The organism is Oribacterium sp. C9, assembly GCF_002007235.1.
Taxonomy (GTDB): Bacteria; Bacillota; Clostridia; order Lachnospirales; family Lachnospiraceae; genus Oribacterium.
The window spans coordinates 35,089-60,752 of record NZ_MUHW01000007.1; the positions used below are offsets into that span (position 1 = coordinate 35,089).

Annotated in this window: 22 protein-coding genes and 1 pseudogene; 4 read left to right on the forward strand and 19 right to left on the reverse strand. The window is 42.1% G+C overall.

The features are described from left to right. The 17 genes from BXO88_RS05985 to BXO88_RS06065 all read right to left on the reverse strand — a co-directional run bounded on the left by BXO88_RS05985 (nt 1) and on the right by BXO88_RS06065 (nt 17,360). Nucleotides 1–1,080, reverse strand: a complete 1,080-nt coding sequence (locus BXO88_RS05985) for an extracellular solute-binding protein (RefSeq protein WP_078036841.1) — start codon at nt 1,078–1,080, stop codon at nt 1–3. Between the two features lie 40 nt (nt 1,081–1,120). After that, nucleotides 1,121–1,678, reverse strand: coding sequence for an ECF transporter S component (locus tag BXO88_RS05990; RefSeq protein WP_078036842.1), 558 nt, complete (start codon nt 1,676–1,678; stop codon nt 1,121–1,123). Between the two features lie 155 nt (nt 1,679–1,833). Continuing rightward, complete coding sequence (nagA, locus tag BXO88_RS05995; protein ID WP_078036843.1) at nt 1,834–2,973, reverse strand: N-acetylglucosamine-6-phosphate deacetylase; 1,140 nt, start codon at nt 2,971–2,973, stop codon at nt 1,834–1,836. A 34-nt stretch (nt 2,974–3,007) separates the two neighbouring features. After that, nucleotides 3,008–3,736 carry a glucosamine-6-phosphate deaminase gene (nagB, locus tag BXO88_RS06000; protein WP_078036844.1) on the reverse strand — a complete coding sequence of 243 codons (729 nt, stop codon included), beginning with the start codon at nt 3,734–3,736 and terminating at the stop codon, nt 3,008–3,010. Further along, on the reverse strand, nt 3,708–4,559 hold the full coding sequence (locus tag BXO88_RS06005; RefSeq protein WP_078036845.1) for a MurR/RpiR family transcriptional regulator: 852 nt from the start codon (nt 4,557–4,559) through the stop codon (nt 3,708–3,710). Before BXO88_RS06005 ends, nagB begins: the two co-directional genes overlap by 29 nt. A 48-nt stretch (nt 4,560–4,607) precedes the next feature. Beyond that, a complete protein-coding gene (locus BXO88_RS06010) occupies nt 4,608–5,501 on the reverse strand; it encodes an ROK family protein (RefSeq protein ID WP_078036846.1) in 894 nt (297 codons plus the stop codon). An 83-nt stretch (nt 5,502–5,584) separates the two neighbouring features. Next, nucleotides 5,585–6,037 (reverse strand): YhcH/YjgK/YiaL family protein, encoded by a 453-nt coding sequence (locus BXO88_RS06015; RefSeq protein ID WP_078036847.1) that lies wholly within the window; start codon nt 6,035–6,037, stop codon nt 5,585–5,587. Between the two features lie 63 nt (nt 6,038–6,100). Further along, nucleotides 6,101–7,612: a sodium:solute symporter gene (locus BXO88_RS06020; RefSeq protein ID WP_078036848.1), complete on the reverse strand. Its 1,512-nt coding sequence runs from the start codon at nt 7,610–7,612 to the stop codon at nt 6,101–6,103. Between the two features lie 18 nt (nt 7,613–7,630). After that, on the reverse strand, nt 7,631–8,548 hold the full coding sequence (locus BXO88_RS06025) for a dihydrodipicolinate synthase family protein (RefSeq protein WP_078036849.1): 918 nt from the start codon (nt 8,546–8,548) through the stop codon (nt 7,631–7,633). Between the two features lie 19 nt (nt 8,549–8,567). Then, nucleotides 8,568–9,272 carry an N-acetylmannosamine-6-phosphate 2-epimerase gene (locus BXO88_RS06030; protein ID WP_078036850.1) on the reverse strand — a complete coding sequence of 235 codons (705 nt, stop codon included), beginning with the start codon at nt 9,270–9,272 and terminating at the stop codon, nt 8,568–8,570. 368 nt (nt 9,273–9,640) lie between these two features. Further along, nucleotides 9,641–10,744 (reverse strand): hypothetical protein, encoded by a 1,104-nt coding sequence (locus tag BXO88_RS06035; protein ID WP_078036851.1) that lies wholly within the window; start codon nt 10,742–10,744, stop codon nt 9,641–9,643. Nucleotides 10,745–10,748: 4 nt separating this feature from the next. After that, complete coding sequence (locus BXO88_RS06040) at nt 10,749–13,052, reverse strand: PEP/pyruvate-binding domain-containing protein (RefSeq protein WP_078036852.1); 2,304 nt, start codon at nt 13,050–13,052, stop codon at nt 10,749–10,751. A 79-nt stretch (nt 13,053–13,131) separates the two neighbouring features. Continuing rightward, entirely contained in the window at nt 13,132–14,043 is a 912-nt protein-coding gene (locus BXO88_RS06045; protein WP_078036853.1) for a prenyltransferase, read from the reverse strand. A gap of 250 nt (nt 14,044–14,293) precedes the next feature. Next, nucleotides 14,294–14,866 (reverse strand): CDP-archaeol synthase, encoded by a 573-nt coding sequence (locus tag BXO88_RS06050; protein WP_078036854.1) that lies wholly within the window; start codon nt 14,864–14,866, stop codon nt 14,294–14,296. Between the two features lie 114 nt (nt 14,867–14,980). Continuing rightward, on the reverse strand, nt 14,981–15,394 hold the full coding sequence (locus BXO88_RS06055) for a diacylglycerol kinase (RefSeq protein ID WP_078036855.1): 414 nt from the start codon (nt 15,392–15,394) through the stop codon (nt 14,981–14,983). Nucleotides 15,395–15,531: 137 nt separating this feature from the next. Then, nucleotides 15,532–16,308: a hypothetical protein gene (locus BXO88_RS06060; protein WP_078036856.1), complete on the reverse strand. Its 777-nt coding sequence runs from the start codon at nt 16,306–16,308 to the stop codon at nt 15,532–15,534. Between the two features lie 158 nt (nt 16,309–16,466). Further along, the gene (locus BXO88_RS06065) at nt 16,467–17,360 is read right to left on the reverse strand and encodes a helix-turn-helix transcriptional regulator (protein WP_078036857.1); all 894 of its coding nucleotides are present in this window, start codon (nt 17,358–17,360) and stop codon (nt 16,467–16,469) included. Between the two features lie 577 nt (nt 17,361–17,937). On the opposite strand from BXO88_RS06065, the pseudogene BXO88_RS17135 reads away from it, so the two are divergent. The 4 genes and pseudogenes from BXO88_RS17135 to BXO88_RS06080 all read left to right on the forward strand — a co-directional run. Further along, a pseudogene (locus tag BXO88_RS17135) lies at nt 17,938–18,261 on the forward strand (class Ib ribonucleoside-diphosphate reductase assembly flavoprotein NrdI); the annotation flags it as partial. 3 nt (nt 18,262–18,264) lie between these two features. Continuing rightward, the gene (gene rbr, locus BXO88_RS17140; RefSeq protein ID WP_168171634.1) at nt 18,265–18,861 is read left to right on the forward strand and encodes a rubrerythrin; all 597 of its coding nucleotides are present in this window, start codon (nt 18,265–18,267) and stop codon (nt 18,859–18,861) included. A 339-nt stretch (nt 18,862–19,200) separates the two neighbouring features. Continuing rightward, on the forward strand, nt 19,201–20,355 hold the full coding sequence (locus BXO88_RS06075; RefSeq protein ID WP_078036859.1) for a GTPase: 1,155 nt from the start codon (nt 19,201–19,203) through the stop codon (nt 20,353–20,355). 96 nt (nt 20,356–20,451) lie between these two features. Beyond that, complete coding sequence (locus tag BXO88_RS06080) at nt 20,452–23,643, forward strand: cellulase family glycosylhydrolase (RefSeq protein WP_078036860.1); 3,192 nt, start codon at nt 20,452–20,454, stop codon at nt 23,641–23,643. Nucleotides 23,644–23,739: 96 nt separating this feature from the next. On the opposite strand, the gene BXO88_RS06085 is transcribed toward BXO88_RS06080, so the two are convergent. Beyond that, the gene (locus tag BXO88_RS06085) at nt 23,740–24,327 is read right to left on the reverse strand and encodes an HD domain-containing protein (protein ID WP_078036861.1); all 588 of its coding nucleotides are present in this window, start codon (nt 24,325–24,327) and stop codon (nt 23,740–23,742) included. 148 nt (nt 24,328–24,475) lie between these two features. Then, entirely contained in the window at nt 24,476–25,624 is a 1,149-nt protein-coding gene (gene fucO / locus BXO88_RS06090) for a lactaldehyde reductase (protein ID WP_078036862.1), read from the reverse strand. Nucleotides 25,625–25,664: the final 40 nt, after the last annotated feature.

Sequence of the window (25,664 nt, forward strand, 5' to 3'; positions counted from 1 at the left end):
TTAGTTTCCTTCCTTTTTTGTGACTTCACGCCAGATTCCTATGGCTTTCTTTTCTTCTGCAGCAGATTTTTTTATATCGAAATCCATGAGATCGATTCTTCCGTATTCACTTAGAAGCTCGACATCTGTTCTGACAGGACGTCTGTGAAATTCTTCCATGGCAAATTTCTGTGTATCGAGACTCACGATGAAATCTATAAACTTTCCTGCATTGTAGCTGTGAGGCGCATTCTTAACTATGGCACATGCATCAGGAATTGCGCAGGTACCGTCGGAAGGATAGATCATGGCTATATCATGACCGCTCTCGATATATTTTTTTGCAGTTTCCTCCAGAGTTATCCCCACAAGATATTTTCCTGACTCTACAGATGGAAGTATGTCACCTGATGATGAGAGAATGTTTCCGTTCAACTGCTCATAAAACCTCGGAATGAGGCTCTCCGCACCTTCATCAAAAAGCTGCTCCATGGTAGATATGATGGTATAGCTGGTTCCTGATACTTCCATATCTGCAAATGCTATAAGTCCTTTCCATTTTCGGAGAAACAGATCATGCCAGCTTTTGGGAGCATCTGTTACTGAGACAAGCTTTGGGTTGTAAACAAACACGATGGGAAGCTCTGTAAAAGGAGTCCAAAGATTTTCCTGAGACAGGTATGCCTGATTCAGTTTTTCATTTTCGGATGAACTGTAAGGTACGAAAAGCTCTTTTCTTGCTTCGTAGCTTTCCGCACCGCCTCCAAACATGATGTCACATTCACCCTTTTCCAGACCGGATTCGATCTTGTCCATCATCTCGGCAGTTCCGCCGGTCCTGATCTCTACCCAGATACCGGTTCTTACTTCAAATTCCCTTATGATGGGAAGATACACTTCCTCTTTATGTGAGGTGCAGATGACCAGCTGCTTTTCTTTAGGAACACTGTACTTTTTTGAAAGCTGCTCTATTTCAGTTCCCCTTGCATCCTTTCCGCACCCCGAGATCACGATCATAAAACAGAATGCTGCAAGTAGAAACGAAGTTATCCTTTTGGAGAAATTCTTTCCTTTGGTTTTTTCAGCTTTCAAGTGTGCCATATCACGCTCCCGAATGTTAAATATCTCTCAACATTATGCTTCAAAATATTTCAGCCTTTCTTTTTGCTCCGCTATGGAACTTTATGAGATGTGCCTTTCCGAGAGCAACCATTATTACAGGAATAAGAACCAGCTGTAAAACAACTCCCGGAAGTGTGTTTACAAAATATCCGGTCATAAAAGCAGCAAGACTATACTGTCCTCCCAGTAATACAGCCTGTACAGCACCGCCTACGATACGTCCGATGATCATGGCAGGGATCAGAGCCTTATATACAGCGATGATGCACTTATATTTTGATCTCGTGTAGAGATAGCCTGTGACCAGACCATATGTCAGAAGCTCAAAGGCCATGGCGATGGCTCCGGGAAAAAGCTTTGGCATCCCAAAGGTAACTGAACGTAAAAGAGGAACTACAAAACCGACTATGGCACCATAAACAGGACCGCATATAAGTCCGCACAAAAGTACAGGCAGATGCATAGGCGAAAGCAGCTGGCCTAAAGATTTAAGCTGCATAGTAGCAAATGGAAGAACCATACCCAGCGCTATAAACATTGCCGATAGAACAATTTTCTGAATATCAATCTTTTTCATACCCCATCCTCCGAATATATAGTAGCTGACCCGATGTCTCTTTTCACGCTGCTGCGTGGTTGAAAACATCAAACGAGAGTGGAAAATTTTATTCCACTCTCATTATAAGATATCAAATCAAAGATATGTATTCAATTAATTGCTAACAATCTATTTTAAAAAACAGATTTCTTATTGCTTCCGGTCTGATATATCTTTCCTCCAACCATCACTTCCACAACATTCATATCTCTGTCCATCAACACCATATCTGCCTGTTTTCCGGCTTCGATACTGCCGCATCGGTCATATATCCCTATAGCCTTTGCCGGATTTTCAGAAGCGCATCTCACTGCATCTTCAAGAGAGATACCCATATTTTTTACAGCATTTTTCATGCATGCCATAAGATTTGTCACAGAACCTGCTATGGTGCCATCCGAAAGTGTGGCGAGAGAGCCTTTTACCGTGACCTCCTGTCCTCCCAGAGTATACTGACCATCCTGAAGTCCTGCTGCTCTCATGCTGTCACTGATGAGGCATATCTTTTCAGCTGTGAAAAGCTTAAACATCGCTCTCACCATGGATGGATGAATATGTATGCCATCACATATCATCTCGACATAAGCTCCCATATCCGCGGCGGCGCCTATAACTCCCGGTTCCCGGTGATAAAGCGGCGGCATGGCATTGCAAAGATGTGTCACATGCCTTGCACCTCTTTTAAATGCTTCCACAGCCACATCATAATCAGCATCCGTATGGGCTATGGATATCGTCACTTCGGCCTTCATCTCGTCTATAAATTCCATGGCTCCGGGTTCCTCCGGCGCGATATCCACGAGACGTATCCTCCCCCTCGCTTCCACCTGAAGCTGTCTGAAAAGTCCTATATCACAGGGGATGATATTCTTTTCTGCCTGGGCACCCTTCTTCTTTCTGCTTATAAAAGGACCTTCCATATTTATCCCCGCAAAATGTGCTCCGGACTTTTCTTCATATTCACCTGCGTTTTTCATTATTCCATGAAGCTCTTCCGGAGACATGGTCATACTTGCCGGACAGATAGTAGTCACTCCCTGTGATGCCTCGTATTCTGCCATGGTTCTCAGGCTGTCAGGATCCCCATCACAAAGATCCACTCCCATGCATCCGTGAAAATGTATGTCCACAAGTCCCGGTATCACATAGTACCGGCACTCATCAGAGCTTTTCCCTGAAGGAATCACCTGATGTATGATACCGTCTGAAATCTCTATGTCCGATGGATGAAAGTGATGATCCGGGCTATATACCAGCATATTCTTTAAATACATATCTTGACACCCTTTCTGTCTTATGAAATAAACATTATCCTATAAGCGATAACGCAGCTTCATCAGCCACAAGTGTTACATCATTATGCATTTGAAGTATGGAGGCAGGTATCTTCGGTGTCACAGGTCCCCAGAATGCCTTTTTTACGATCTCAGCCTTTTCCTCACCGCTGACTATCACAACTATCTTTCTTGCCTGCATGATGGTCTTTATACCCATGGTATATGCCTGTTTCGGAACGTCATCAGCAGAAGCAAAAAATCTTTTATTAGCCTCTATGGTTCTCTCCTGAAGATCAACGCAATGAACCTCTTTTTCAAATGCCTCGTCAGGCTCATTAAAACCTATATGTCCGTTATGACCGAGCCCCAGAAGCTGCATATCAACACCTCCCAGCCTGTTTATAAGCCTTGCATATCTACTGCATTCCTTTTCGGGATCCTCTTCCATCCCGTCAGGTAGATATGTATTTCCTTCTTTTATGTTTACACGATCGAATAAATGCTTATGCATGAAATAGTGATAGCTCTGATCATTATCCGCAGGAAGCCCCTTATATTCATCAAGATTCACTGTGGTCACTTCTGAAAAATCCAGATCTCCCTTTCTGTACCACTCAACAAGCTGATCATAAGTACCTATAGGTGTGGAACCTGTTGCAAGTCCCAGAACGCACCATGGCTTCATGATGATCTGCGCCGAAAGAAGATTTGCCGCTTTTCTGCTTAAATCATTATAGTCCTTTGCTGTATATAATCTCATCGTTGTCCTCCATGCCCAATGCTTTAAGTGTGCTGTCATGCAATGTTTCTTTCATGTATTGATTCTGTTCCATATACTTCGTATAGATGATGTCCGACACCACAAGAAACGGGAACTGCGGAGAAATACTGTTGCCCTGATCCATTCTGTTGGTTGCCGGTACCAGAACAACCTCATCACAAAATGACTCGTTTCTTTCATTCCTGTAGGAGGTTATCAGCACTGTTTTCGCCCCGTTCTTATGAGCCATTTCCAGCATATAAAGAACATCCTTTGCAGTACCGCTCATACTCATACCTATGACGAGACATTTTTTATCCATAAATACAGACTGCATCCTCATACGATCTGAGTTGACCACAGAGTCCACATTTACGCCGACTCTCATGAGTCTTATCTCCATTTCTTCTGCAGCAAAGCCTGAGCTTCCTTTTCCGCAGATCATGACTCTCTCATATTTTCCTATGTAGTCCACTATACGGTCTATCTGCTTTTCATCTATCAGATTGTATTCCTTGTCGAGAAGATCATCATACACAGACAGTACCTTCTTGACTGAACATGTCACGGACTGTCTCGGCTTCAAAGTCTGATTTTTATATCTGTAGGCGAACTCTCTGTATCCCTTGAAACCGCATTTCTTTGCAAATCTGGAAAGAGTCGGTTCTGAAATGAACAGCTTCTCTGAGATCGTATGTGCAGAGAGATCCGCAGAATCATCACGATTTGATATAAAAAAGTCTGCCACCCTTCTCTCTGCCGGGGAAAGTTTCTGATAGTTGACCTCTATCATAGGAATAATCGAAACATTACTATCTGCCATAATCTGCCTTCCTGTTTGATGATATACGTTTAATTAGTATCTGCACCATTAGTTATCTGAACCATGTTTTTGCCTGAAATTGTAAAACGCTCCAAGCATCCCGGCGTCGTTTCCATTTTCTGCAAATTGAAGCTTCGTATGCTTTCTGATACCCGGTACGAGATAGATATCGAGATATCTTTCCAGAATTCCCCGTATCTTTTCACCCTGAGCCATGATTCCACCGCCCAGAACGACCATTTCCGGATTTACCACATAGCATATATTGGCGATACCCTTTGCTATCTCATGACACATGATGTCAATGTTTCTCTTACATACTTCATCACCTGCCAGAGCCTTTTCGAATACCTTCCTGCCGTTCCATGAATCAGGAGATTCATTTTTTTCAGCCGCCACATTTTTCACAAGCACACTTGCGGCACCTTTACGCTCATAATTATCACCGTCTATTCTCATGTATCCTACCTCACAGGCTGCATTTGAAAAACCGTGATATATACGGTCATTTATGATGAGACAACCGCCGATTCCGGTACCTACCGTGAGCATGACGGAACTGCCGGTCCCCTTCGCAGCACCCGAGATGCTCTCCGCAAGCCCCGCACAGTTAACATCATTTTCCACTTCACAGGGCAGATCAAATTTCTCTTTTATCTCTTTTTTATAATTGATTCCTTCATAGCCCGGTATCAGATCCGATGCATAAAAAATCTCTCCCGAGTCAGGATTCACCATCCCAGCTGTGGATATGGCAACCCCTGTTATCTCTTCCTCATGTATTTTTTCTTCTACGATATCAAGTACCTTCAGTAGTATCTTTTCTCCTCCCTGAAAGCTGTTTGTTGCTGTTTCTTCTCTGCTTAAAATGCGGGCATCCTCATCTATGATCCCATACTTTATAGCTGTGCCGCCTATATCGATAGCCAGATATCTCTTCATTTGTCCACTTCTCCAACTAAGAAAAAGGTAAGATGCCATCCTGTCTCATCCCACCTTTTTCTATAATTACACCTCTTGATCCATCAGGCAATTCTTATCTTGAATATAGCCTTTTTAATTTTTTCCGGCTGATCGACCGCTACCGCCGTACGATGTGCATCATTGGGGTAGCACACCAGAAAGTCACCATTCGTAAGTATAACAGAGGAATTCTTCTCTCCCTTCATAGGAAGAAAATCATCCTTTTCGACATATTCCTCTGTGGACATACTGTGAACAAAACCGAGATCTATCTGTTCATTTCCATCAAGCATCAGATGAAGGTCCAGATACTTTTTATGGGCTTCCCAGAAACGATCTTCTGCATTTGTCGTACTGTACTCAACGATATTGACGAAGAGCTCATCTCCATCTATTTCATGAGTCCCTTTTTCAAACCCTGACAGATCATGCTCTTTCGCATAGGACAGACATTCCCGTATCCTGTCCGTAAGATATTCTCCTCCGTCAAGGTGATCTACATTACCAAAAATCATAATACTCTCCCGTTTTATGTGATTCAGTGCAAATAGTCTTTACGGCTATTTGCACTTACATCATCATACCTGTAATTTATAAATTGTGGTATTTGCTGCCACTTCTTCACTATGTCCCTTCATGCCTGACCACAGTATACTTGCAGGAATTCCTACAACAAGTGATACAGTGATTGAAATGATGGAATATGACCAGATAGAAACTGCACCTGCTGGAAGACCATACTTGATGACTATCATAACGACAGAAGCTGCGATAAATGCTGCAGTAACGCCGAAAGCATTAGCCTTCTTTGTAAAAGCGCCAAGGATGAAAGAGCCTACGAGGATACCGAGAACGAGACCCATGAATCCGTTGAACCACTCATATGCAGACTTGATACCTCCGTTTGCAAGTACCATGGAAACCACTATTGAAAAGATACCAACGATGAGTGAAACAGCCTGACCTATCTTTGTCTGCTTCTCGAAAGAGATCTCCTTCCTGGAAAGTGAATTCTGGATATCAAGTGTCCAGCTGGATGCCACTGAATTGAGTCCTGTTGATAATGTTGACTGTGCCGCTGCATAGATGGCTGCCAGAAGCAGTCCTGAAACACCTACAGGAAGCTGGAATGCGATGTATGAAGCGAAAATCTGATCCTGAGCTGCAGCAGGCGGAAGTGCATTGACCTGATAAAACTTGTACAAGCCTGTTCCGATGAAATAGAAAACTGTAGCGATAAATAATGAAAGTACACCGTTTGTGAGCATCATCTTGTTGAGCTTCTTTGTATCTGTTGTTGTAGAGAATCTCTGAACGATATCCTGGCTTGATACGTAGGAGCTCATGGTGTTCAATCCTGCTCCGACTACCATGATAAATACACTGTCCTTGAAGATGTTGATATCAAAGATAGGCTGATTAGCTGCGAGGAACTTCTGCTCTGTCGTAAAAGCTGAAAAGATGGTGCCGATTCCGTTATCAAGATGGAGAAGGAGATATACAAATGCAAATGTTACACCGATGATAAGTACCGAACCCTGAATGAAATCAGTCCAAAGCACTGACTTAAGTCCACCTGTATAGGAATAAATGATGGCGATGATTCCCATTATGATAATGAGGAGATTAACGCTGATTCCTGTGAGACTTCCCAGTACCATACATGGAAGATACATGATTATGGACATTCTTCCGATCTGATAAATGATGAACATGGCAGCACCGAGAACTCTCAGTCCCTTGCTGTTGAATCTCAGTTCCAGATAATGGTAGGCTGTATCGATATCCAGCTTACTGTATATAGGCAGGAAGAAACGTATTGTCAGCGGAATGGCGATCAGCATACCGAGCTGGGCAAACCACATGAGCCATGTGCCGGCATAAGAGTTTCCGGCCAAAGAAAGAAAAGAAATAGGGCTTAACAATGTTGCAAAGATGGACACCGATGTTACCCACCATGGAATGGTACCGTCACCCTTGAAATACTCTTTTCCCTTCATTTCCTTCTTTGCAAAATGAAGACCTACGAACAGAACTGCCGCAAGGTACACTATAAGAACTATTAAATCTATCACTGTAAATCCCTGCATGAAAAACCTCCTTTCAGATTAGAGAAATTTTTGTTTTGCTTCCTGTACCATTTTTGCCGCTTCCGAAACTACAGAGCAGTCTTCCTCGGACAATGGTGCAAGAGGCAGTCTTACACTTCCCAGTTCCAGACCTTCATTGATCTTGAGAATAGCTTTTATCACAGCGTACATGTTTCCGTGTGCGGAACACATCTTATATATGATCTCATTGACAGCATACTGGATCTCCATAGCCTCTGCCATCTTTCCTTCTTTCACAAGCTCGTTCATCTTCAGGAAAAGCTCAGGCATGACACCATAGGTTCCGCCAATGCCTCCGCCGGCACCTATGACCCTTCCGCTGATAAACTGTTCATCCGGACCGTTAAAAATGATATAATCCTCACCTGCCGCTGCCTTGAACATCTGTATATCCTGAACCGGCATGGATGAATTTTTGACACCTATTACCTTCGGATTCTTTCTCATGGTCTCAAACAGACTGCCTGTAAGTGCCACACCTGCAAGCTGAGGTATGTTGTAAATGATGAAATCCGTATTCGGCGCAGCTGAACTGATATCATTCCAGTACTGAGCGATAGCATGCTCCGGAAGATGGAAATATATAGGAGGTATAGCCGCTATAGCATCGACCTGAAGACTTTCCGCATGGGCTGCAAGCTCCATACTGTCTTTGGTATTGTTACATGCAACATGGGCGATGACCGTTAACTTCCCCTTTGCGATCTTCATTACATTTTCAAGTATTATCTTTTTGTCTTCCACGCTCTGATAGATGCATTCACCGGAAGAACCGTTCACATATACTCCCTTTACACCCTTGTCTACGAAGTACTGTGTGAGCTTCTGAACTCTCTCCGGGCTCACTTCTCCGTCATCATCGTAACAGGCGTAAAACGCAGGAATAACTCCCTTGTACTTCTCCAAATCTCTCATGTTCACTCTCCTTATAGCCTTAATGTTTTTCCAGTACCTGTGTGAATCTTTTTGTGATGAACTGTGGTCTGGTTATGATTGATCCAATTACTGCGCAGTATGCACCAAGATCGATTACTCTCTTTAATTTTTCAGGAGTATCGATATTTCCTTCCGCAATGACCCTTTTGTTCACTTTGGAAAGGATCTCTCTTAAAATGGCAAAATCCCCTTCATCGATCTTGTCATTTTCGCTTTGTCTCGTGTAGCCCACCATGGTAGTACCGATAAAATCAAATCCGATCTCATCTGCGTGAACTGCTTCCGAAACTGTCGAACAGTCTGCCATAAAGAGCTGATCCGGATACTTGCTCTTTACTTCTTTGAAGAATTCATCCAGCGACTTATTTCCCGGCCTTTTGGAAACAGTTGCATCCATGGCTATGATCTCAGGCTTCACCTCCATAAGCTCATCGATCTCTTTCATGCTTGGTGTGATATATACATTTGAATCATCATAATCGCGTTTTACTATTCCGATAATCGGAAGATCTACATTCTTTTGAATCTCGGAAATATCCTCTATAGTATTGGCTCTTATTCCACAGGCTCCGCCCTCCTGTGCTGCAGCTGCCATACGCCCCATGATGAATGATGAATGTAAAGGTTCATCAGGTAATGCCTGACAGGATACGATAAGCTGCCCTTCCAGAGATTTGATTCTGTCCTCTATTGTCCTGTTCATTATGCCCTCCCGGCTTATATACTCTTTATTTTCTGTACTTTTTATTCTCTTTGATATGTGATGATTATATGACTCACTGTATTTAATTTCTATATATGAAACCGATTCTGAAAGTACATGCAAGTTCTTTATCATTATGTCGGTTTTAAAGAAAATTTACGCCTTATTTTTTGTACATAACGCATAATAACGATTCATGATTTACATTGTTATCACCACCTCTTAAGAATCAGAAGTTCTCTCATATCACATCCGGAAGATCAGTAGTGTTCAGCTTGAAAATTTCATTTCAAAAAATAAAAAAACTCCTGTCCATTTGAACAGAAGTTTCAGTAGATATTTCAGGATATGAATATTAAAAGTCTCTATCAGCATTTCCCCAGACTCTTCCTGAGAAGAATGTATTCCATCTTTTTATCCAGAAGATCGTTGTAGTAGGCTCCGGTGGCTTTATTTTCAAGTATCAGTGCCTTGATAGGTACACGACCGTTTCGGTAGAGTTCTCTCCTTATAAGCTCCGCCATAACACTTCCGAGCCCAAGATGAGCCGGATCCACTCCCATATATAGATAGACCATTTCCTTGGGGTTTCTCTTTATCAAGAGCACTTTCAAAAGCTTAATGACAGTCATCCTTCCAAAGAGATTTTGATAGAAATTCGGCACACTTATGGAAAATGCAGCAAGCTTTTCGTCCTTGTAAATGAGTATCACATCATTAGCGGAAAGAATCATCTTGAGGTTATGAAACAGAGCATAAAACGCTTCGTAACTGATCCTTTTATATCCCGGAAAGGATGCGTACAGCTCTATCAACAGGTCATAAATCTCCCGGATAATTTCATCGAATTTCCTTATTTCCAGATTACGGAACTCATACCCCTTCTTCAGGAACTGCCCGACTCTTTCCACATATTTTGGTTTTCCTTCTTTTTCAGTGATTTTATGAAGCCTGAAGGAATAGTATTTTTTCCAGACTGAAAAGCCGCACTGCTCCCAAAGTTCTGTATAGTAAGGCTTATTCCATGGTTCTCCGGTATATGGTTTATATGAATCTATATACGTATTCTTTGAACAGTAATCAAATATCTTAAATCTGTAGCCTATCCATATGGATGAGTCAACCGGACCGATGATATCATTCTTTCCCTTATCTCTTACTATTTCCTCTGTTTTTTCCATGAGTGCCCTGCAGGCTTTTATATCTTCTATACATTCAAAAAATCCGAGATAAGCACTTTCCTCCTCATCATAAAAAGTCAGAAGCCCTCTTGCTGCAGCTTTATCTTTATCATCAACTACCACTATAGGAACAACAGAAAAATCTCTGCTCAAAGGATGCGTGCCATCAAGCAGCGCCTTCTCTGCGCCAAAATCCTGAGGACAGATCTCTCCCCTATACAGCTTTTCCGGCAGTTTCAGAAACAGGTCTTTTATTTTCTCAATATTTCCGGTTAAACATTTATATTCCAAAAACTCATCTCCTCAAAATACGTGTCACAGTTCCTTCATATGCATCGAGCTCTACCATGTCTCCCGTTCTAAGCACTCTTGCTGCGTCCCTGACATTGACAACAGAGGGCTTACCGAGTTCTCTTGTGATGATGGCCGTGTGACTGAGCATTGAGCCCTTTTCCGCAATTATCCCGAGAGCCGGTTTTATGAGGAAAACCCATCCGGGATCGGTCATTCTGGTCACTATGATCTTTCCACTTGTATCCAGCTTCTGATCAGCTTTATCTATGACCAGAACCTCTCCTTTCACTCTTCCCGGTGAAGACGGGATACCCTTAAGAACTTCAGAGCTCCTCACTATATCTGCACATATATTACAAACAGGCTTGTCTGTCACTTTGTCGCCATAGACCAGTCTGCTGTATGCAGGAATTTTTTTGAAGCCTTCATATCGTAGTTTTCTTTCCTGAATCAGTCTCAAAAAGTCTTCATTTCGTTGCGTTATTTCAGGATCACGAAGTCTGTCGATCTTTACTCCTGTACGATCCTCTGGTTCATGTGAACATCTTTCTGCTTCTTCTCTCACTTCCCAAAGAGTAAGATAGAACACATCCCGGACTTCTGAGATCCTTCCCTGCTCCTTCAGAATTTCACCTATCTTCATCATGATGCTTCTCACCATGCCGAAAATTCTGGTCCTGTTCATTCTGGATATTTCTCGATTCGCTATGCCCAGCTTTGCACGTTTCACAAGAAAAGAACCTCTTTCAACAGTCTCATGCCCAATCTCATCAGGAATATCATCCCGTAGATGAGTCATTACATATTCATCAAAAAGCTCCGGATCAGTACGATATGTTCTTGTTTCAAGCTTCAATTCTTCAAGACAGCGATCACCGTATTTTTCAATATAGTTTTGCTTTTCATGCAGATACTCCGATGAAAAACAGGCTTCATCATTTACCTTTGAAAAACCCGACTCAACTGTATCGGCAAAGGAGTCTATAGGACTACTGATAGAACATTCCAGGTTTTTCTTGGCAAGCCTGATGATACGGTTCAGAGCTTCCACCGGACGCATACTCTCAAGCTCTTTTATATGGGAGATCTCTTCGGGATGTCTTCTACCTGCAAGATACGTATAGATAAATGCATACATATCGTTAACAAGTGTGATATCCCAGAGAGGTATCAACTCTTCCTCTATATCGCTGTATATCTTCAGTAAACCTCTTATTTCTTCGTTGGAATTTCTTCCATATCCCTCTATCCTTTCCAAATAACCGGGATAAAGCTCGGAAAATTTATCATTCAGCTTTGTCATTTCCTCAGGTGTAGTATGAAGATATTTCAAAAAAGAAAAGAGAACATGTCCCTTTTCAAAAAAGCCTGCGTGAAAATCAACAGATATATCCTTATTGCTGACGCCAAGCATTTCCTGCCATACCGAGATTATCTTACCTGAAAACGGAAGGATGGAGAGGATGTTATACCAGTTTGTGATGTCATAGTATACCCGTCCGTTTGCCTCCCTCACCATGTTCTGAAATACAGGCTCCATCTTTTTCACAAGTGCTTCGTTACCTGTAAGACGTCTTACCATGGCTCTGAAGATGTCTCTGTATATTTCTTTTACAAAGCTTTGTGTCATAGGCAGAGATATCCCGGGATAGCTTTCTACGATGTTACTGTTATCAAGTATTATCCTGCGGTTGAAGGAAAGTGTAGTGATGGGACGGGCCTGAAGGACGTAGACATTGGCATCCTTTACTGCAAACTCTATATCCATATCCTTTTGAAATATCTCTTTTATACGTTTTCCGGTATCTACCAGAAGTTTTATGACTTCGTTTCCGGCAAGAACCGCATCCTCCTGCTGTTCATAATAAAACAGGTCGTCATCCAGGTTATAGTAATAGGCGGTGGTGTCACATCTGTCTTCCACCACATTCTCACCAAGTCCTTTTCCTATGACCACCACGGACTCATTAAGGATTCCGAGCGGGTTAGCGGTAAAAAGTACTCCCGAGAAATCAGCATCCACCATTTCCTGGATTATGACCTTCATGTGGGATCCGTACTGTTTTCCGCTTTCCAGAACTCTCTTTACAGCATCGGAAATATCGGATTTTTTCACATTAAGCTCTGTATGGAACTGTCCCGCATAGGACATTTGCTCTCCGTCTTCAAGATCTGATGAGGAACGTACGGCATATTTCTTATCAGGAAGCCCTTTTATTATCTTGTCTTCAGGACTTTCCACAACGACAAACTTCGGAACGGGAAATCCCTTTTCTTTTAAAATCCTCAGGTTTTCAGCTTTCATTATATATTCCTAAAATTCGATATCGTCCCGCTACCTATCTTATGGTATCAAGGTTAACCGTTCAGTCATGAGATCAGTGTTACAGTATCTTTCCAAATATCAGATACAGCACTACTGTCAGTATCATGGTGCTTTCCTGAAGATATGTATATCTCTCAACCTTTGTCACGATCCTGTATTTAAGAGGATCCTTTTTATATTCTATAAATTTCAAGCTCATCCAGAGTACCAGTATGAGAAGTGCCAGAACTGAAAGTTTATTCAGGTTCCACACCAGTATGAAGTTTGTAATGATATCGATCCAGGTGACTATAAAAACAAAATTCACAGACTGCTTATATCCGAAAAGCTTTGAATATGTGACATACTCTGTTTCCTCCTGAGGAGCTCTGATCTTTCTGGATACCTCCCATATAAGGGCAGGAAAATACAGGGTGAAACATGCAAGAACATTCATGAGATCCACCGGAATCACATTATATTTGATGACTGTGAATGAGATGATATAGATATTCATCAGTATCTGAACCGGATTGTGAGTCACCAGTGCAAGGGGCAGAGACTTCGCTATCTTATGCTTCTGAAAGAACCACACTGCCATAAGTGAACCGTAGGTATAGAGTATAAGACAGAATATGAAATTCGGCATGTACAGATAGTTTATGATAAGTGTAAATGCTATAAGAAGCCCTATAAATACAGCAAGGTCCTTTTTGTGAACTCTTCCTGATGGAAGTGGTCGTGTATTGAAAAGTCTCAGATCCAGTTCATAATCCTTGAAATCATCTGCTATTCTAAGCCAGAAAAGAAAGCTGAATACTGTAAAGCCTGCTATGACTTCCTGGATTCCGAGACTGAAGGATGTGATTCCATGATTAAGCAGTATTATAAAATATATCTCTGCCGCAACGATATATCCAAGAGCCAGTCTCGGCAGGATCGGATACATCTCCTTCTGATAGATATTCAGTCTTTTAATTGCATTGATCATTTCTTTATTCTCTTTCGTACTCTGTTTAATATGATATAAGTGTCATGAAGTCTATCCTCCACTTGTGCTTGCACAAAAGTGGAGGATAGACTTCATGACACGCCCCACATGACACGTGGCAGATTCCGCAGGAATCTGGCATACAGCGTCAGCCCTTCGCGAAACGAACTAAATGAGCTGACATTCCCAGAGAGCACGTAAGGACGATTTATCGGCCTGAGACTTCCGGAAACTTAAGCACATTACTCTACTACAGGTTTCTTCTCACTTTCAGTCTGTAAAGAACTAAATTTATCGATATATGTGTGAATCCCCCGACGATTATATATAGAAAATACTTCCACACCGGTATCCTGCTGGTGACAAACAGAATAAGCATCACTCCGAAAAGGCTGTCTATCTGGTCAATGACAAAAAACAATATGTTTTGAGTCTTTCCAGGCTCTATATCTATACGTCTTTTCACAAAACTGTTCGGAAGCTCAAAAAGCATATAGGAGAAGCCAAAGTACGCACCAACGGAGACATTGTACCAAAAGTCATTTCTGTAAATGACGTAAAGCTCATTCATTTTCTCTAGATCTGTCACCTTGCAAAACTCTCCCCACAGAACTGAAGTTAAGATGCTTATGACTATCATGCTGAAAAAGCCGATCCATGTTTTGTTGTCACCGAATATCCTCTTTCCGTCACTGAAACATCTGCCACCATCTATAGGATATTTCCATCTTTTATAGAACGGGGTTTTTACGAAAATCATATTGAGGATACCGGCAAGGATCACCGGCATCAGGGTAATATACATTCCCGGAATCATATTCATAAACCTTTGAATCACTTTCTTTGAACGGTCATAGATTTAATTGCAGCTCCCGGTTCATGGAATTTATGCGATCAAATCTTTATTTTTGTTTCATTTATACTTTGACACTATGGTTTATCTTCCCAAGGTCTCGATCAGGATCATGATCTCTACCGAAAAATATCCGAATCCCCAGAAAAGTACGGTGGCAGCAGCTATATCCTTTACTGTACCAAGAGCAGGATGCATATCAGTGGAAACAAAATCGCAAAGATGCTCCACAGCAGTGTTTATGAGCTCCGCAGAGATAACTCCGGAAACCACAATGGCATAAGCTATGTAAAAAACACTTCTTACTCCTATATAAAGATTGAATAACAGGAAAAAAATGGCGATAAAAAGATAATAAGCAAAGTTCTTTTCAGTTTTGAAGGCTGTGATCATACCTCGGGCAGCACAGATTATGCTGTCCAGAAAAGTCTTGTTTTTGAATGTTTTCGTAGACACTACTGTGGCTTCAAGCCCACAACTCTCGATATGTTTAACCATTCCCTTACTCCTTACCCACTACTTCAAAAAAAATCAGAGTCACAAAGACTTTCGCCCCGGATGAGGCAAAACTCTCGTAACTCTGACATCATATCACAGCTTTTTTCTACTCCAAAGAGAAAAGGAAATAGTGTAAGTTAACTGTAAATCTCTCCATATACAAAACTGCAGAACTCATTCAGTGTTCTGTAGTCAGGTTTTCTATAATACTCCTGAAGAAGTTCCCTGTATCTTTCATCATTCTCTCTTAAATGAATATCCGATATGCTCTGCTGTTTCTTTCTTATCTTGAAATTTTCTTTGAAATCTCTGAAGAAAAGCCCGTTTCCGTTCCTGTAAAGTTCAAAATACTTATAGGCAGCTGCACTTCTGAGAAGCACAGCATCTGACACATTTCTGAAATTACCGGGCTTTTCCTTCCTGAAATCCAGAAATCTGAACTGATAATCCGTAACACTGCTGTTCACCTCTTTAAGAAGCTTATCATCCGACCAGTCCAGACTGTTAAGCACCGAATCACAGACATCTATCACAAGCTCCCCTTTGATGGAGCTCTTATCTATAAGATATTCAAATTTATATGGGTGATACTTTTCGATATAGTTACTGAGACTCATATTGTAATCTGCAGCGACTTCTCTATAGCTTTCGGCCGAGGCAACACCTATATTCACAGGCTCACTGGCCATGGTGGACTTCTCCTGTTCAACCTTGTCTATAAGATAAAAAACATCTGTTTCGAAATAAAGTGCGACCTCAGGAATAGTCGGTGTCACGAGGCAGGCATTGATAAATGCGGTATCCATATGATCCGCATTGACACAATACACCGCATCAAATCCCAGGTAATCAAAAATAGCTCTCTTTTTAGTCGAATCTCTCCAGTCGTAGGGTTGAAAAGTCAGAAATCTCATACTGCCAATGTTTCCTCATGCTGTCATCACTAACCATTACCCTATTTATATCGTGAAGAAACGAAACATATATAAATGTACAGTATCTAAAATTCCCGGATATAATTAAAAATCACTGTAGACAATGAAATACTGATTTAACAATATACAAGCTGATTTTACTTTTTATTTTTCTTTCTCCACTCCAGCGGTGTACATCCGAATTCTTTCATAAACAGACGGTTAAAATAGCTCTGCTCTCCTATGCCACAGGCATTGGCGATATAGGATATGGGTTCATCGCTTGACAAGAGCAGCTTACTTCCCATCTCCAGCCTATAGCTGTTCAGAAAATTAACAGGAGTCTTCTGCGTGAATTTGGTGAATAGATTCCCGCACTTAGAACGGCTTACACCGGCTGCTCCCGCGATGTCATCCAATGTGATCTTTTCATTGTAATGCTCATAGATATATGCAGTCATCCTCCTCTGAAGCGCTATATCACTGTTGTATGAAACCGGTATATCCGTTTCGGAAATATAGACCTGATACAGCCTCCTGAAGATCATGTAAATATATCCTATCACATCAAGTTCGTAGCCAGCCGGTCGTTCGGCAATGAGATCATACAAGGCATCAAAGATGTCCGAGATCAGTTTTGCATAGCTGTTCCTTCCATCCATCTGAACATGAGCAAAATCCGGGTTTCGTATGATAGGAAGGATATACTTTTCATATATCTCCCTGTTCTGTGACAGCATCTCTGTTTTTACAGTCAGTACATCCAGATCTCCTGTCACATCTTCTGTATTATAAACTCTGTGGAGAGTATCATAATTTATGAAGCAAAGCTCTCCGGGATTCAGTAGAACGTCCGAATCATTTACATGACAATGTATACTGCCTTTTCTTATTCGGATGATCTCTATCTCATCATGCCAATGCAAAAGTTCCTCATGATTGATCTCGGAACGGACTATCTTCTGCTCAAGTTTGACAGGCAAACATCCAAATTCAAATACCGTACCTTTTCTTTCTATTTTTTTAGGTGATCCAGTAAAAGCTAAATCCACTTTTTTCCTCTTTCTGTTATAATAATGATATAAGTGTCATAAGTCTATCCTCCACTTTTGTGCAAGCACAAGTGGAGGATAGACTTCATGACACGCCCCACATGACACGTGGCAGATTCCGCAGGAATCTGGTATACAGCGTCAGCCCTTCGCGGTACGTGACAAGTTCCCGAAGGGGACTTGCCATATAGCGCCAGCCCACGCGAAGCGTATTCCAATGAGCTGACGTTCCCAACAGCGCATAGCGCGTAGCGGTCTGATATCGACTTTTGACACTCACATCATAATAATGAAAGCTACCGAAATTCATATGTCAGGTGTCATTTTTCTTTTGTATAACACACTTTTTGTTTTTACACAATATTTTAGAACGTACGATATTGTCCAAATTTTAAATTAAATATTGCAATCTTTATCCTTTCTCAAATGATATTATACAAACACAAGCGAAACAGATATCGCTGAGGCACCTGCTTCCCGGAGTTTAAAGAATCTGATTCGCATTAAATATGAACATCATTTTTACATTATCCATATATAAAAACAGGATAATTATTTAAAGAAAGAAGGTCTAAATATGAAAATTGCTTATGCATCAAGAATGGGACACGTAGAAGGAATCATCAAGAGACTTGGAATTAACAACGCTTTAAAGATCGTAGACGGAACCGAGAAAATCGATGGCGACTATGTTATTTTCACATATTCAGACGGAAAAGGCATCACCCCTAAGATCGTAGAAACTTTTCTGCAGTCTAATCCGGGCGTAAAGGCTGTAGTTGGAAGCGGCAGTATGGAAAGACATGCCGATACATTTAACTTCGGAGCTATCAAGATTTCAGAAAACTATGGGGTTCCTCTTATCGCGAAGCTTGATATGGATGGTACCGATGAAGACATTAGCATGATAAAGGCTGAACTTATAAAGCTCGGTGTATCATTTGATGAGGCTCCTGCAGCAAGGAAGAATCCTTATGAGGGCACACAGACTGCAAAGAATCTTGAGATAGCATTTGCCGGTGAGTCAGAAGCCAGAAACAAGTACACCTACTTTGCTTCAAAGGCAAAGAAGCAGGGCTTCGAGCAGATAGCTGCTCTGTTCCTTAAGACAGCTGAGAATGAGAAGGAGCATGCGAAGCTCTGGTATAAGGAGCTGTACGGAATCGGTGACACATCTGAAAACCTCGAGACAGCCGCAAACGGTGAGAACTATGAGTGGACAGATATGTATGATGGCTTTGCGAAGACCGCTGATGAAGAAGGTTTCCATGAGCTTGCAGAAAAGTTCCGCGGTGTAGCCGAGATCGAGAGACATCACGAAGAGAGATACCGTGCACTTCTCAAGAACGTAAAGGCTAAGCAGGTATTTGAAAAGAGCGAAGTCAAGGTATGGGAATGCCGTAACTGCGGACATATAGTAGTGGGCACAAAGGCTCCGGATGTCTGCCCTGTATGCGATCATCCACAGAGCTTCTTTGAGGTTCACAGTGAAAACTATTGAGGTTAAATACCCATAAACACATTCTTTACCGACCGGCAGAAGTCAGACCCAAAATCTGGCTTTTGCCGGTCGGTGTTTTGGTTTATTTATATACCATTTCCTATTACTTCCGCCCTTTTTCCCCTGTTTAAAATCTTGTGTATCTAACCGGCTGAATCCTCAAATCATAACAAGATATTGTATTTCCATATCGAAGCTCTCGGAGTTCATCACATATAAAGCTTATAAATATAATGTAAACTGACGTTATAAGTAATAAGTGTAAGCATTGACATGCACATCTTTCTGATTTCACGCAAGAAATTTGAATCATTTAACATAGAAAAAAGGAGTTACCTCATGGAATCAAAAGAATTTGGAAATGTACTCGTCATCGGTAATTCAGGGGTAGGTAAGTCCACATTGATAAATGCAGTTATCGGCACAGAAGAAGCCGCGACAGGCAGAGGTTCTGAGGGAACTACAAAAGATCTGAAGATCTATCCTGCCGAAGAGATCGGTCTCAGACTTGTTGACACAGCAGGTTTTGAACCATCATATCTCAAAAAGAGAAAGATCATCCATGACGTACAGAAATGGTCCAGAAAAAGCATTTCCGAGGAGGATCACACCATCAATGTTATCTGGTTCTGCGTTGACGGCACCTCCAGTAAGCTCTTCGGGGATACCATCAAAAGCCTGATGAAGGCCACAAGCCTGTGGAAATCCGTTCCCATAATTGTGGTTATCACCAAATCCTATTCTGTACCTGAGCGTGAAGAAAATATCCGTATGGTTCGGGCTATTTTCGAAAAACAGAAAAAGGCCGGAGAGAATCTTCGGGATATCATACCTGTTGTAGCATCGACATATGTGCTGAATGAGGATGCATTTGCAGCCCCATCGGGAATTCCGGAGCTTATCGAAAAGACCATAAACCTGCTTCCTGAGGGTAAAAAGGCAGCAGTGAACGATGTCAATGCCTACAAATTGCAAAGAAGACGTATCATGTCTCAGTCTGTAGTCGGTGCGGCTACTACCGCAGGTGTGGTCGTTGGAGCGGTTCCTATTCCCTTCCCGGATGCCTTCATCCTCTCTCCTACGGAAATTGCCGAGGTCAATGCTATTTCCTCTATATACGGGATAAAAAAGGACGACAAGAGCCGTGAATTTATAAACACCATCATTCAGGTGGGTACAGTCAGTGCAGTTGCCAGAACCGCGATCAGCGCCCTGAAGGCGATTCCCGGTGTCAATATAGCAGCAAGCGCAGCTAATGCTGTCATCGCAGGCGGAATAATCGCCGCAATAGGTGAAGGCTCCATATACGCCTTCGAACAGGTTTATCTGGGTAAAAAGTCTCTGGACGACATCGACTGGGTAAGAAAGCTTATGGAATCGAAGCTCACAAAAGGTTTTCTGGAAAAACTCACCAGGGTACTTGAAGAAGTAGCCGACGGCGCCGATAAGGAGCAGATAGCTTCCATCATCAGGAAGATCTTCACAAAGTGGTGATAAAAGTTATCCGATTATTTACTTGTTCACACAACAGGCACGATAGTTATCGACCAGTTTAATCAATTTGTTGTATCATTTGAACAGGATATACTTATGAATAAAATAAAACGTTTTGTGTCTCTTATTTTATTATGTTTGATTATACTCAGCGGAATTATAGATGTTCAGCTTTCTTTTGCGAGCGAAAAGGAGGTCTTTGCCCATCCGCGTCCTTCGGTAAACGGAAAGCTTCATGTTTCCGGCACACAGCTTGTCGATCAGTCAGGTGCCCCTGTTATACTTAGAGGTGTCAGCACTCATGGTCTCACATGGTTTAAGGGTTTTATAAATGATTCCATGTTCAAACAGCTTTCAACGGAGTGGGACTGCGATCTCATAAGACTTGCCATGTATTCAGAGGTATACTGTGAGATGCCTGACAAAAGTCTGTCACTTCTTCTCAATGGCATAGACTATGCCATCGCAAATGATATGTACGTCATAGTAGACTGGCATATTCTCAATGACGGTGATCCCAACATTCACATAGATAAAGCTGCTCCGTTCTTCGAGCTTGTGAGTTCAAAATATCCTGACTGTCCTAACATCATCTATGAGATATGTAATGAGCCTAACGGCGACACCATGTGGAGTGATATCTATACCTATGCGGATCAGATCATTCCCGTTATCCGGAAAAATTCTCCTGATTCAGTCATACTTGTAGGTACTCCAGAGTATTCCCGTGATCTCATTTCTGCCGTAAGAAAACAACTCCCCTATGAGAATCTCATGTATGTTCTGCACTTTTATGCCGGATCTCACAAACGTGATCTTCAGGACGAGATCTCAGAAGCACATGACAGAGGTCTTCCTATATTCGTTTCAGAATGCGGTATCTCGGAATCCAGTGGCGACGGCGAGCTCGATTTTGAGTCAGCAGCGGTATGGTTCGATCTCCTGCAGGATAAAGGCATAAGCTATGTTATCTGGAGCCTCTCAAACAAAGCAGAAAGTTCAGCCCTGTTCTCTCCTTCATATGAACCTGATGTTCCATTTACAGATTCCGACTTGAGTGACACAGGATCATGGATCAAGTCACTCATACAGGGTCAGTCTCCGGATTCTATTCCTGTGATAAGGACAGAAAATAAAACATTCCTCCCTCATTGGCTGTCCCTTTCGCTTACACCCAGAGATATCCTTGTATTAAACAGCTGGCCTGTACGTGCACTGCATGTATTTTTATTTCTGACCATATTTACAGCATTATATGCTCTTTACAGAAAAAACTCTTATAAGAAGTATCCTACTTATGAATCAGTCTCTGTAGCTCCCGGAGAAAAGCCTGAAGGTTTATTCGGTTCTATACATTCAGTGATCAAGTTCGTGATCTTATTTGTGAGTCTTTTCTTCATTTTGATGTATATATACTGGCGTGCCACCTACTCTTTGCCGTTAAAATACGGCATACTTCCTGTGGCAGCCAACCTGATCCTGCTTTTTATCGAAATTTTGGGATTGATAGAATCTCTGGTTCTCTACCTGCACATCATGTATTCAAAGCCGCATCCGCTGCCTGAGATTAAGGATAATGAGTTCCCGGAGGTAGACATCTTCATAGCCACATATAACGAGCCGACTGATCTTCTGGAACGCACAATCAACGGATGTAAGCATTTGAAATATCCTGATACCTCAAAGGTTCACATCTGGGTTTGCGATGATAACAGACGTCCGGAGATGAGGGCACTGGCAGAAAAAATGGAGGTAGGCTACTTCGACCGACCTGATAACAAGGGAGCAAAAGCAGGCAATCTGAACCATGCGCTGGTGCTTACACATTCTCCATATATAGCAACAATTGATGCAGATATGATAGTAAAAAGCGATTTCCTGCTGAAGACTATTCCATATTTTGTAGACCTCGAAAAAAAGAATGCTCTGAGACCTGAGAATGAACGTGCGCCTCTTGGACTTCTGCAGACACCTCAGTGCTTCTACGAGCCTGATATCTTCCAATTTGCACTGTATTCCGAGAACAATGCTCCAAATGAGCAGGATTTCTTCTACAGGACCATCGAAGTGGCGAAGACCTCTTCGAACAGCGTCATTTACGGAGGCTCCAATACCGTGCTTTCCAGAAAAGCACTGGAGACCATCGGCGGATTCTATACTAAGACCATCACCGAAGACTTCGCCACAGGACTTCTGATCGAGTCCAACGGCTTCGTGAGTCTCGCACTCCATGAGCCACTGGCCAGCGGAAAAACACCGGACACCTTCAAAGAACATATAAAGCAGCGTATCAGATGGGGGCGTGGAGTCATAAGTACTGCGAGACAGCTTCACATCTTCAGAAGAAAGGGGCTATCCTTCGATCAGAAAATGAGCTACTGGGGATCTGTTGTCTACTGGTATTCTCCTATCAAGAGTCTGATATACATCCTGGCGCCTCTTCTTTTTGCCGTACTTGCACTGCCTGTTTTCATATGCAGCTGGGCTGACCTCATCATTTTCTGGCTACCGATGTTCATCATGCAGGAAATCTGCCTGAGAGTGTTCAGCCGCAATGCAGTATCCCTCAAATGGAGCGGAATATATGAGACCAGCATTATGCCGTACATGCTTGTACCTATAGTTAAGGAATTCTTCGGAATAACCACAAAGAAATTTGCGGTTACAGATAAAAGCAAAAAGATAATCAGACGTAAGTTTGATCTGAAAACTGTATGGCCTTTCCTCGTACTTATTGCACTTTCAATTATAGGAATACTGCGGTCACTCATTTATATCGGCGGCATGCGGTCTATAGGACTCCTCATACTTATGTTCTGGCTCATACGTAATATGTATTTCCTGATATTGTCTCTGTTCCTCGCCGATGGCAGAAACGGTGACAATGATTCCGTCCGGGTCGTTGATGCAGAAATGATCACTATGAGATCCCTGCGGGAAGATGCAACAATATGTGAAGGCATCACTACAGAACTTACAGAGCACAGTATCAGACTGTTCCTTGACGAGATACCTGATATTCCCATAGGTACTCCTGTAAATATCGTCGTGAATAATCTGGATACACAGGCGGATATAAACGGAGTAGTCACAGGTATCCGGAATTCAAAGCGAGGTGCCTCCTGCGTATATTCAGTCGAGATCCTGGACTATAAGGATAGCAGAAATGAATATCTGCAGATCCTTTACGACAGAGTTCCCACACTACCTCAGTCTCTCCAAAAAGATCACGGAATCATATTCCATCTGCTGAAGAATATCGCCCAGCGCATATTGAATCAGGCGTAGATTTGAAAAGAACCGGACCCTGATAGTTGATGTGAATCAACTTCAGTATCCGGTTCTTTTATTATGATTTTCATCATGAATAGGGCTGTGCCGGTTTCATTCCCGGATATTCCCCTTCTTTATATGCTCCTTCAGTATCTCATCCGTGAGCTCATAGAGCTTTTCGGAACCAAGCTTCGTCTTTTTCTGTCTACCATAGACCTGTTCACTGGTGACATTATGCTCCCGCCAGTCACCTCCGTCGTTACTGTTGTTAAGAGTAAGAGGCTGAAGATTGTCCATGGCATGGGCGAACCTTGCTTCAGAAGTTTCATTTTCTTCGAATTCATCAAAAAGAGCAGTCAGTTCCTTTTTCTGATCCTCCGGAAGAATAGAAAAGATCCTTTCCTTTGCAGCATCCTCTCTTGCTTTCTGAGTAGCCAGTCCTGCACTGTCGTAAGCATAGGTATCTCCCGCATCTATCTCTACTATGTCATGAATGAGACACATGATCATAACACGGGCGATGTCCACCTTTTCATTAGCATATTCCTTGAGAAGATAAGCCATGATGGCCATGTGCCATGCATGCTCTGCATCATTTTCATTTCTTCCATGACCTGAAAGATGTGTCTGCCTGAAAATGTTCTTCTCTTTGTCGATTTCAAGGACAAATTCCATTTGTTTCTTCAATCTCTCATCCATCTCACTAATTCTCCTTACATCAGATTCACATCATATGACTTGAGTATCAAAATTCGATATCATCATATCATAAAAGGAAAAAACAGACTGAAACAATACGCTGTTTCGGTCTGTTTTTTCACTGATTAAGAGCAACTATTCTATACCATCATGCCATCAGCATGCGGAACATCTCGATCACCTGCTCCTTGGTAGCTTCTCTCGGATTTCCCGGATAGCATGCATCATTAAGAGCATCTGTTGCAAGGATGTCCAGATCTTCTTCCTTTATCTTATCAAGAGTCTTAGGAATGCCTACATCCTCGGAAAGCTTCTTTACAGCTTCGATAGCTGCATCACGATACTCTTCCTGCGACATTTCATCTACACCCTTAACGCCCATTGCTCTTGCAACTTCTCTGAGTCTCTCACCTGTGTACTCGCGGTTGAATTCCATAGAGATAGGAAGGAACATGGCACATGCTACACCATGAGGTGTGTCATAATGTGCTGAAAGTGTATGTGCCATAGCGTGGTCGATGCCGAGACCGACATTGGAGAAGCCCATACCTGCGATATACTGTCCGAGAGCCATACCCTCTCTACCCTCTTTCTTGTTCTCAACCGCATCGCGAAGATTTGAAGAAATAAGACGGATAGCCTCAAGATGGAACATATCTGTCATTTCCCATGCTGCTCTGGTGGTATAACCTTCGATAGCATGAGTAAGTGCATCCATACCGGTTGAAGCTGTAAGTCCCTTAGGCATAGATGCCATCATTTCAGGATCAACAACTGCCACGATAGGCATATCATGTGTATCTACACAAACGAACTTTCTCTCCTTCTCAACATCAGTGATAACATAGTTGATAGTAACCTCGGCAGCTGTACCTGCTGTAGTAGGAACTGCGATGATTGGAACGCAAGGATTCTTTGTCGGTGCTACACCTTCAAGTGAACGTACATCTGCAAACTCAGGATTTGTAATGATGATACCGATAGCCTTTGATGTGTCCATGGATGAACCACCGCCGATGGCAACGATACAATCAGCACCTGACTTTTTAAATGCCTCAACACCGTTCTTTACGTTTTCAATAGTCGGGTTTGGCTTTATATCTGAATAGATCTCATATGGAATCTTTGCTTCATCGAGAAGAGTTGTGACCTTTCCTGTTACTCCGAATTTGATGAGGTCAGGATCTGATGCTACAAAAGCCTTCTTGAATCCGTTGTTATTGATCTCATTTACTATCTCATTGATGGCTCCTGCACCATGATAAGATGTCTGATTAAGTGAAATTCTGTTAGCCATAATACGTACTACTCCTTTGTAGATGAATTTATGTGTTAAA

What these genes read in the sequence shown, in the direction of transcription:
- BXO88_RS05985 (WP_078036841.1), bottom strand. Translation starts at nt 1,080, where the DNA reads ATGGCACACTTGAAAGCTGAAAAAACCAAAGGAAAGAATTTCTCCAAA.
- BXO88_RS05990 (WP_078036842.1), bottom strand. Translation starts at nt 1,678, where the DNA reads ATGAAAAAGATTGATATTCAGAAAATTGTTCTATCGGCAATGTTTATA.
- nagA (WP_078036843.1), bottom strand. Translation starts at nt 2,973, where the DNA reads ATGTATTTAAAGAATATGCTGGTATATAGCCCGGATCATCACTTTCAT.
- nagB (WP_078036844.1), bottom strand. Translation starts at nt 3,736, where the DNA reads ATGAGATTATATACAGCAAAGGACTATAATGATTTAAGCAGAAAAGCG.
- BXO88_RS06005 (WP_078036845.1), bottom strand. Translation starts at nt 4,559, where the DNA reads ATGGCAGATAGTAATGTTTCGATTATTCCTATGATAGAGGTCAACTAT.
- BXO88_RS06010 (WP_078036846.1), bottom strand. Translation starts at nt 5,501, where the DNA reads ATGAAGAGATATCTGGCTATCGATATAGGCGGCACAGCTATAAAGTAT.
- BXO88_RS06015 (WP_078036847.1), bottom strand. Translation starts at nt 6,037, where the DNA reads ATGATTTTTGGTAATGTAGATCACCTTGACGGAGGAGAATATCTTACG.
- BXO88_RS06020 (WP_078036848.1), bottom strand. Translation starts at nt 7,612, where the DNA reads ATGCAGGGATTTACAGTGATAGATTTAATAGTTCTTATAGTGTACCTT.
- BXO88_RS06025 (WP_078036849.1), bottom strand. Translation starts at nt 8,548, where the DNA reads ATGAGAGATTTGGAGAAGTACAAGGGAGTTATTCCTGCGTTTTACGCC.
- BXO88_RS06030 (WP_078036850.1), bottom strand. Translation starts at nt 9,272, where the DNA reads ATGAACAGGACAATAGAGGACAGAATCAAATCTCTGGAAGGGCAGCTT.
- BXO88_RS06040 (WP_078036852.1), bottom strand. Translation starts at nt 13,052, where the DNA reads ATGAAAGCTGAAAACCTGAGGATTTTAAAAGAAAAGGGATTTCCCGTT.
- BXO88_RS06045 (WP_078036853.1), bottom strand. Translation starts at nt 14,043, where the DNA reads ATGATCAATGCAATTAAAAGACTGAATATCTATCAGAAGGAGATGTAT.
- BXO88_RS06050 (WP_078036854.1), bottom strand. Translation starts at nt 14,866, where the DNA reads ATGAATATGATTCCGGGAATGTATATTACCCTGATGCCGGTGATCCTT.
- BXO88_RS06055 (WP_078036855.1), bottom strand. Translation starts at nt 15,394, where the DNA reads ATGGTTAAACATATCGAGAGTTGTGGGCTTGAAGCCACAGTAGTGTCT.
- BXO88_RS06060 (WP_078036856.1), bottom strand. Translation starts at nt 16,308, where the DNA reads ATGAGATTTCTGACTTTTCAACCCTACGACTGGAGAGATTCGACTAAA.
- rbr (WP_168171634.1), top strand. Translation starts at nt 18,265, where the DNA reads ATGATAAAGGCTGAACTTATAAAGCTCGGTGTATCATTTGATGAGGCT.
- BXO88_RS06075 (WP_078036859.1), top strand. Translation starts at nt 19,201, where the DNA reads ATGGAATCAAAAGAATTTGGAAATGTACTCGTCATCGGTAATTCAGGG.
- BXO88_RS06080 (WP_078036860.1), top strand. Translation starts at nt 20,452, where the DNA reads ATGAATAAAATAAAACGTTTTGTGTCTCTTATTTTATTATGTTTGATT.
- BXO88_RS06085 (WP_078036861.1), bottom strand. Translation starts at nt 24,327, where the DNA reads ATGGATGAGAGATTGAAGAAACAAATGGAATTTGTCCTTGAAATCGAC.
- fucO (WP_078036862.1), bottom strand. Translation starts at nt 25,624, where the DNA reads ATGGCTAACAGAATTTCACTTAATCAGACATCTTATCATGGTGCAGGA.